Consider the following 7,739-nt stretch of genomic DNA (forward strand, 5'->3'; position numbering starts at 1 on the left):
GCTGAAGGCGTTACAGCTATTCAAATGGATATCAAGATTGCCGGCATCAACCGCGCTATTTTGGAGCAATCGCTTGAACAAGCTCGCCAAGGCCGTATTTTCATCCTAGGTAAAATGCTCGAAAGCTTGCCGACTACTCGTCCAAACTTATCGAAGTATGCACCGAAAATTTTGACGCTTCGCATTAATCCGGACAAAATCCGTGATGTTATTGGCGCAGGCGGAAAAATCATCAACAAAATCATTGAAGAAACTGGCGTGAAAATCGATATCGAGCAAGACGGAATGGTATTTATCGCTTCTTCAAACGAAGAGATGAACCAAAAAGCTAAATCGATTATCGAAGGTATTGTTAAAGAAGTGGTTGTTGGTGAAATTTATATGGGTACGGTTAAGCGCGTTGAGAAGTTCGGTGCTTTTGTTGAAATTCTGCCGAACAAAGATGGACTTGTCCATATTTCTCAATTGTCAAATGAACGTGTTGCAAGAACAGAGGATGTCGTTAACATTGGCGACCAAATCAAAGTTAAAGTAACCGAAATTGACGGACAAGGCCGTATTAACTTGTCTGCCAAAATTTTGATGACGCCAGAAGCATCGCCGCAATAAGCTTTTAAGGCTTGGCGGTCATATTAATAAGAAGAAAAGAGACAGATTTGATCTGGCTCTTTTTGTTTTTTTAAGCGACATCGGGTCACCATCTAGCCCATCCGCTGCATATTCTCGTCCTACTTTTCATACATATGAATTAACATGCCGAAATAAGGTCAAGCTTAGGAAGCGTGCGAGGACTTATATGGGAGTGGGAATAATGATGCTTAGAAAATCAGCTGCAATTGTGGCAAGCATGCTTCTAGTGCTTGTATTCGTCAGTATGAACGACGACATATCAAAATTTCTCTCTTCTTTAAAATATGATAATAAAATGGTTTATGCACAATATTCTTATACGCAATCGGAGAAGCAGAGGCTGCTGAACATGATTTCAGAAGAAGCAGATAAGCTGAATATTGCACCAGTAGACGCGCGGATTGATCGTGTTTGGAGAGCTATTCCAGGGTATAACGGCTTGGAAGTCGATGTGGATAAAACACTCGAAGCTGCATTGCTCGCTCCGCCTTCTCAAACCATTCCTTATGTATATAAAGAGGTTGAACCCGAAATTAGCCTTAATGATCTTGGTCCACATCCGATCTTTCGCGGCAATCCCAACAAAAAGATGATATCGCTTATGATCAATGTTGCTTGGGGCAATGAGTACATAGATTCCATTTTAAAAACACTTAAACGTGAAAAGGTGAAAGCTACCTTTTTCCTTGATGGCAGTTGGCTAAGTAAAAACGCTGATGTTGCTAAGCAAATACAAGCTGAAGGACATGAAATGTCTAATCATGCGTATACTCATCCTGATATGAGTGCGATTAGCAGGGAAGCGCAATACAATCAAATAGCCAAAACCGAAGCTTTATTAAAATCGAGCTTGAACGTAAACAACAAATGGTTTGCTCCGCCTTCGGGCTCTTTTAATCAAGCTACTGTCCAGATCGCCGAGGAGCAGGGGTTAAAAACGGTGCTGTGGACCATTGATACGGTTGATTGGCAGAAACCGCCGGCAGATGCCGTTGTGCGCAAAATTGCAGCGAAATTAGAGCCTGGAGCGCTAATATTAATGCATCCTACAGCCACAACACGAGATGCGCTGCCTGGCATAATTGCTACAGCTAAATCAAAAGGCTACGCGATAGGAACGGTTAGTGAGACGCTTTCCTCCAAGCGGATTCCCGATGAAGTTGAGGGAGCGGACTGATTCTGCTATAGTAAAAACATTCATGTTTAGAGTCACATGTATATGATGTCAGTTTTGTAAGGCAAAATGATGAGACGTATAATTATGATCATTTTGCTGCACAAAACATGAGGAGGACTACTGATGAACAAATACACACTTAGCAATGGATTGCGTGTTGTCGTTGAATACATACCGACAGTAAGATCAGTATCGTTTGGCATATGGGTCAAAACGGGCTCACGCAATGAGACACCTGAAAATAACGGCATCTCCCATTTCATTGAACACATGCTGTTCAAAGGCACAGAAAGCCGTACTTCAAAGGACATAGCGGATTTATTCGACGGTATAGGCGGAAATGTCAATGCGTTTACCTCGAAGGAATATACGTGTTATTTTGCCAAGGTGCTTGATGAGCATTTGCCGCTTGCCGTAGACGCTCTCTCGGATATGTTTTTTAATTCCCAGTTCGATCCGGAAGAATTGGCGAAAGAAAAAAATGTTATTCTAGAGGAAATCTCTATGTATGAGGATACTCCGGATGATAAGGTGCATGACGAAGCTTCTCGTGCAGCATTCGGTGAACACCCGCTTGCTTATTCGATACTGGGGCTTGAGGATCGTTTGACTGCCATGACCTCCGATACGCTTCGCGGATATATGAATGATACGTATACACTTGAGAATGTAGTAATCAGTGTTGCGGGCAATGTTGAAGAGCAGAGCTTGCTTGCGTTAATGGAACAATATTTTGGAAGCTTTAAGAATAGCAAGCCAGCCTCATCCATCATTACGCCTCCGGCATTTCATGGCGATTATTTGTTTTACAAAAAGAAAACAGAGCAAAACCATCTATGTGTTTCTTTCCCGGGGTGCTCGATTACCGATTCAAATTTGTATGCCATGATTCTTCTTAACAATGCTATAGGGGGCGGAATGAGCTCGAGGCTGTTCCAAGAAATAAGAGAGAAGCGCGGACTCGCGTATTCTGTCTATTCCTATCACACTTCCTATGCGGATACTGGCTTGTTTACTTTATATGCTGGAACGGCGCCTAAGCAAACGAAGGAAGTACTTGATTTAACGATGGAGCAGATGAACGAGCTGTCCGTAAAAGGATTAGGCGAGGATGAACTGCACCGCGGCAAGGAGCAATTGAAGGGCAGCTTGATTTTGAGCTTAGAGAGCACGAGCAGCAGAATGAATCGATTGGGCAAAAACGAGTTGATGCTCGGTCATCATTACACGCTTGATGAGCTGTTGAAGCGTATCGATTCGGTGCAGATGTCAGATGTAGTTGATGTTACGAAGCGTATGTTAGCTGCTCCTTTCTCCGTTGCAATGGTCGGAACGAATGATAAAGCAGCAGCAGAGCTCAGGAGGGATCAATTTGTATCAAGTTCAGTTTAAACGATTAGAAGGAAATGAAGATATAGCCATACCGAAAAAAATGTCCGAATGGGCAGCTGGCTTTGATCTGCAAGCTTCTGTAGGAGAGCCTGTTGTATTGCAGCCAGGCGAGCGTAAGCTTATTCCTACCGGCTTTGCAATGGCAATGCCCGGGGAGCTGGAGGCGCAAATTAGACCGCGCAGCGGCCTTGCGTATAAGCATGGCATTACTTGCTTGAATTCACCAGGAACGATTGATGCGGACTACCGAGGAGAAGTGAAAGTGCTGCTCGTTAATTTAGGCGATCAGCCGTTTACAATTACGCGCGGGGAAAGAATAGCTCAAATGGTATTCCAACTCGTGCCGGCAGTTACGATTATAGAAGCTGATGAGCTGCCTGACACCGTACGAGGTGCCGGCGGGTTTGGACATACTGGCGTTTAAGCGATTTGAATTCATAAATGAGTATTAAGAAGATCGGGCATATGCCCGATCTTTTTTTCTTTTTCACCCCGCTCTGGGCGCAAGCATAAGATGATCTAGAGCTATTAGCAAGAAAGGAGTGAAGCTTAATGCTAACAGGCGTTCAAGTGCTGCTGCTTGGTGGTGATGCAAGGCAGCTGGAGGTAATTCGAAAGCTGACTGAGCTTGATGCTGCTGTCACAGTTTCGGGTTTTGACGGCTTGCATTCGTCACTCGACGGAGCGGTACAGGCGGAGTTCGAGGAACAGCTTTTTGAATCCGTCGATGCGTTGTTGTTGCCTGCCGTAGGCACTGATGATCAAGGGATCATCCAGAGTGTTTTTAGTGACCGACAAATGCAGCTGGCAGACAGCCATTTTGCAAAGCTGCCAAAACATTGCACAGTATATACAGGAATGGCGAAGCCTTATTTGCGTCAGCTATGCGAGCAGCATTCACTGTCGCTCGTTGAGCTGTTTGACCGTGATGATGTTGCCATATACAATTCAATTCCGACAGCGGAAGGCGCCTTAATGATGGCCATTCAGAATACGGATATTACGATTCATGGGTCTTCTTCTATGGTGCTTGGTTTCGGTAGAACAGGCTTTACAATGGCACGAACGCTTCAAGGTTTGGGGTCCAAAGTGAAGGTCGGTGTACGGCGTTCAGAGCAGTTCGCAAGAGCGGCAGAGATGGGTTTTGAGCCTTTCTACATCAGTGGTTTATTGCATCATGTGAGCAATATTGACTTGCTTTTTAATACAATTCCGACTATGATAGTCACAGCACAAATTATCGCAAATTTACCTTCGCGAGCCGTCATTATTGACCTCGCATCGAAGCCTGGCGGGACAGATTTCCGCTTCGCTGAGAAGCGTGGCATTAAAGCGATGCTCGCACCCGGACTACCCGGTATCGTCGCACCGAAAACAGCTGGACGTATCATAGCGGATTGCTTATCTCAGTTGATTTTGGACGATACGATTAAGCGGGGGAATGGGATATGAATTGGTCTGGGATTACGGTGGGTTATGCATTGTCAGGCTCACATTGTACGTTTGCTGAAGTTATGCCTGAAATTAAGCGGTTCGTCGATGCGGGGGCCAATGTGGTGCCGATCGTTTCGAATACACTTATGACAACGGACACTAGATTTGGAAAGTCCGAGGATTGGCAAACACAGTTAAAAGCGATTACCGGAAATGAACTTATTTCGACCATTGTGCAGGCGGAGCCACTTGGGCCTTCTAAGCTGCTGGACGTTCTTGTCATAGCACCTTGCACAGGAAATACGACAAGCCGACTTGCAAATGCGATAACGGACAGCGCAGTACTTATGGCTGCTAAAGCCCAAATGCGCAACGGCCGTCCGCTGGTTCTTGCTATTTCGACAAATGATGGACTTGGTTTAAATGCCGCTAACATAGCGAAGCTATTAGTGGCTAAACATATTTATTTTGTACCGTTCGGCCAAGATAACCCGGTGCAGAAGCCTAATTCGCTTGTTGCCAGAATGGATTTGGTCTTGGAAGCATGCGAAGCTGCCCTCTCTGGCAAACAGCTGCAGCCTCTGCTTGTCGAACGTCATTCATGACACACGGATAGAGGGGAGACGACAACAGATGTCGTATCAGAAATTGTTTAACGTTGCAGTTGTTGGTGCAACAGGCGCAGTAGGAGAACAAATACTGAAATTACTTGCTTCCAGAAACTTCCCGATCCGAAAGCTTAAGCTGTTATCGTCTGCTCGCTCAGCCGGCACAAAAATTACATTTAAAGATCAGGAGCTTACGGTTGAAGAAGCAAAGCCGGAGAGCTTCGAAGGTATCGACATCGCTTTGTTTAGTGCAGGAGGCGATGTTACTAAAACATTGGCTCCACATGCGGTTAAACATGGTGCAGTATGTATTGATAACACCAATGCATACCGCATGGACGAAAACACACCGCTTGTCGTTCCTGAGGTAAATATTGAGAAGGTTAGCGAGCATAAGGGCATAATCGCTAATCCGAACTGCTCGACCATTCAAATGGTAGTAGCTCTTAAACCGCTACAAGACCGTTTTGGCATTTCGCGTATTATCGTTTCCACCTATCAAGCGGTTTCTGGTGCTGGAAATCTTGCCATTGATGAGATGCTTCGTCAAACTACAGCTTCACTTCAGGGTGAAGAGGTAAACCCAGCTATTCTTCCAGTAGGCGCATTGCCGGTTAAGCATCAAATTGCATTTAATGCGATTCCGCAAATTGATAAGTTTCAAGAGAATGGTTATACGCTTGAGGAAATGAAAATGGTTCGCGAAACGAAAAAAATTATGGGTGACGAGTCTATCCAGGTTACAGCTACATGCGTGCGAATTCCTGTCGTTTACGGTCACTCGGAATCTCTATATGTTGAGCTCAAAAACGACTACGATTTGGAAGAGGTTAAGCAGCTGCTTGCAGATGCACCGGGCGTTACGCTCGTTGATGATCCTGCTAATCAGCAATACCCGCTTGCGACTGATGCTGCCGGTAAGCCGGATGTATTTGTTGGTCGCTTGAGACGTGATCTTGGTTCGGATCGCGGACTTAATATGTGGATCGTCTCCGATAACCTGCTCAAAGGAGCAGCATGGAATGCTGTTCAAATCGCTGAACATATCGCAAGAGGTTAATGTATTAAGTAAAAGGTAATAAAGCTTGCTTCTTCCCTGGATCGATCATGGAGGATTATAATATGCGCATCCTGATTCAAAAATTCGGGGGCACCTCTCTTTCTACCGATCATGCCAGAGAACACGTAATTAGTCATATTACCAGAGAACGCAGCAGTGGCCTTGCTGTAGTCGTAGTCGTATCTGCTATGGGGCGTAAGGGCGATCCTTACGCAACGGATACCTTGCTTCAGGTTATACGTGATAATGGCGACAGGCTGCCAGCGCGTGAGCGAGATATGCTGCTAGGCTGCGGAGAAATTATTTCTGCAGCCGCTTTATGCAGCTTGCTCATTGCGAGCGGCATTCCTTCCGTTGTCCTAACCGGAGGACAGGCGGGCATGATTACTGACGAGCAGTATGGGCAAGCCCGAATCAAAGAGATTCGGCCAGATAAGGTGCTTCATCATTTACGTGAAGGAACCGTTGTAATCGTAACAGGTTTTCAAGGAAGCACTGCATTAGGAGATACGACAACACTTGGCCGCGGCGGAAGCGATACTTCAGCTACAGCATTAGGTGCTGCGCTGCGCGCTGAAATGGTCGATATTTATACGGATGTTAACGGGATTTTAACGGCGGACCCTAGATTAGTCGAGGAGGCGAAACCGCTTCCTGTCGTAAGCTATGCTGAAATATGCAACATGGCAAGGCAAGGAGCTAAGGTTATCCATCCTCGTGCCGTTGAGATTGCTCAGCAGGCTCGTATACCGCTCCGTGTTCGTTCTACCTTCTCAAGTGAAACAGGCACATTAGTAACTGATTCTGCTGAGCTTAAGGCTGAGCTGGCGGTTAAGGATCGTCATGTTACAGGAATTGCCCATGCAGCAGGGATTACTCAAATATCAGTAAAGGCTATTGAAGGCCGAAATGACGTGCAGCTGCAAGTGTTTCAATCTATGGCTAAACATCATATTAGTGTTGATTTTATTAATGTAACGCCAAGCGGTGCAGTTTATACCGTATTTGATCATGATGCTAAACGTGCAGTTGATGTACTGAAGGAATGCGGCTTTGCACCTTCAGCTATTAAAGGCTGTGCTAAAGTATCCGTCATCGGCGGTGGTATGAATGGAGAGCCAGGCGTTATGGCGCGTATCGTGGAAGCGCTGACGGAGCAGGGCATTTCAATCATGCAATCGGCTGATTCTAATACAACGATATGGGTGCTCGTTCGTGAAGCGGATATGGTAGAGGCACTTCGTTCTCTGCACGCGAAGTTCGAGCTTCATCGATAGAGCAACTTTTTTGGGAGGAATTCAGATGGAATTTGGAAGACTAATTACCGCAATGGTAACCCCATTTGATGCGGACGGTCATATTGATTGGGAAACGACAGCAAAATTAATTGATTATTTGATTGAGGAGCAGCAAAGCGATAGTCTTGTCGTTTCAGGCA

The 7,739-nt window shown here is 45.5% G+C and carries 9 protein-coding genes; all 9 read left to right on the forward strand.

Annotated elements, in window-relative coordinates:
* The coding region (locus AC1DSE_RS25990) for a S1 RNA-binding domain-containing protein (protein ID WP_477528408.1) at positions 1-609 on the forward strand (609 nt) is incomplete at its 5' end.
* A 202-nt stretch (positions 610-811) separates the two neighbouring features.
* Positions 812-1,807, forward strand: coding sequence for a polysaccharide deacetylase family protein (locus AC1DSE_RS25995; protein WP_441881239.1), 996 nt, complete (start codon positions 812-814; stop codon positions 1,805-1,807).
* Positions 1,808-1,930: 123 nt separating this feature from the next.
* Positions 1,931-3,199, forward strand: a complete 1,269-nt coding sequence (locus AC1DSE_RS26000) for a M16 family metallopeptidase (protein WP_076269191.1) — start codon at positions 1,931-1,933, stop codon at positions 3,197-3,199.
* Positions 3,144-3,623 carry a dUTP diphosphatase gene (gene dut / locus AC1DSE_RS26005; RefSeq protein ID WP_441911347.1) on the forward strand — a complete coding sequence of 160 codons (480 nt, stop codon included), beginning with the start codon at positions 3,144-3,146 and terminating at the stop codon, positions 3,621-3,623. The genes AC1DSE_RS26000 and dut overlap by 56 nt, the downstream gene beginning before the upstream one ends.
* A 128-nt stretch (positions 3,624-3,751) precedes the next feature.
* Positions 3,752-4,651 (forward strand): dipicolinate synthase subunit DpsA, encoded by a 900-nt coding sequence (gene dpsA, locus AC1DSE_RS26010; protein WP_441881236.1) that lies wholly within the window; start codon positions 3,752-3,754, stop codon positions 4,649-4,651.
* Positions 4,648-5,238 carry a dipicolinate synthase subunit B gene (locus tag AC1DSE_RS26015; protein WP_076269194.1) on the forward strand — a complete coding sequence of 197 codons (591 nt, stop codon included), beginning with the start codon at positions 4,648-4,650 and terminating at the stop codon, positions 5,236-5,238. Before dpsA ends, AC1DSE_RS26015 begins: the two co-directional genes overlap by 4 nt.
* A gap of 28 nt (positions 5,239-5,266) precedes the next feature.
* A complete protein-coding gene (gene asd / locus AC1DSE_RS26020) occupies positions 5,267-6,301 on the forward strand; it encodes an aspartate-semialdehyde dehydrogenase (protein WP_441881232.1) in 1,035 nt (344 codons plus the stop codon).
* 62 nt (positions 6,302-6,363) lie between these two features.
* The gene (gene dapG, locus AC1DSE_RS26025; RefSeq protein WP_339208970.1) at positions 6,364-7,578 is read left to right on the forward strand and encodes an aspartate kinase; all 1,215 of its coding nucleotides are present in this window, start codon (positions 6,364-6,366) and stop codon (positions 7,576-7,578) included.
* A 25-nt stretch (positions 7,579-7,603) separates the two neighbouring features.
* Positions 7,604-7,739 (forward strand): dihydrodipicolinate synthase family protein (locus tag AC1DSE_RS26030; RefSeq protein WP_477528409.1); only part of this gene is annotated, 136 nt, incomplete at its 3' end.

The organism is Paenibacillus sp. 01L418, assembly GCF_056400045.1.

Excerpts from the sequence above, each read along its gene's own strand:
- dapG (WP_339208970.1), top strand. The coding sequence starts at position 6,364 with ATGCGCATCCTGATTCAAAAATTCGGGGGCACCTCTCTTTCTACCGAT.
- AC1DSE_RS26000 (WP_076269191.1), top strand. The coding sequence starts at position 1,931 with ATGAACAAATACACACTTAGCAATGGATTGCGTGTTGTCGTTGAATAC.
- dpsA (WP_441881236.1), top strand. The coding sequence starts at position 3,752 with ATGCTAACAGGCGTTCAAGTGCTGCTGCTTGGTGGTGATGCAAGGCAG.
- asd (WP_441881232.1), top strand. The coding sequence starts at position 5,267 with ATGTCGTATCAGAAATTGTTTAACGTTGCAGTTGTTGGTGCAACAGGC.
- dut (WP_441911347.1), top strand. The coding sequence starts at position 3,144 with ATGATAAAGCAGCAGCAGAGCTCAGGAGGGATCAATTTGTATCAAGTT.
- AC1DSE_RS25995 (WP_441881239.1), top strand. The coding sequence starts at position 812 with ATGATGCTTAGAAAATCAGCTGCAATTGTGGCAAGCATGCTTCTAGTG.
- AC1DSE_RS26015 (WP_076269194.1), top strand. The coding sequence starts at position 4,648 with ATGAATTGGTCTGGGATTACGGTGGGTTATGCATTGTCAGGCTCACAT.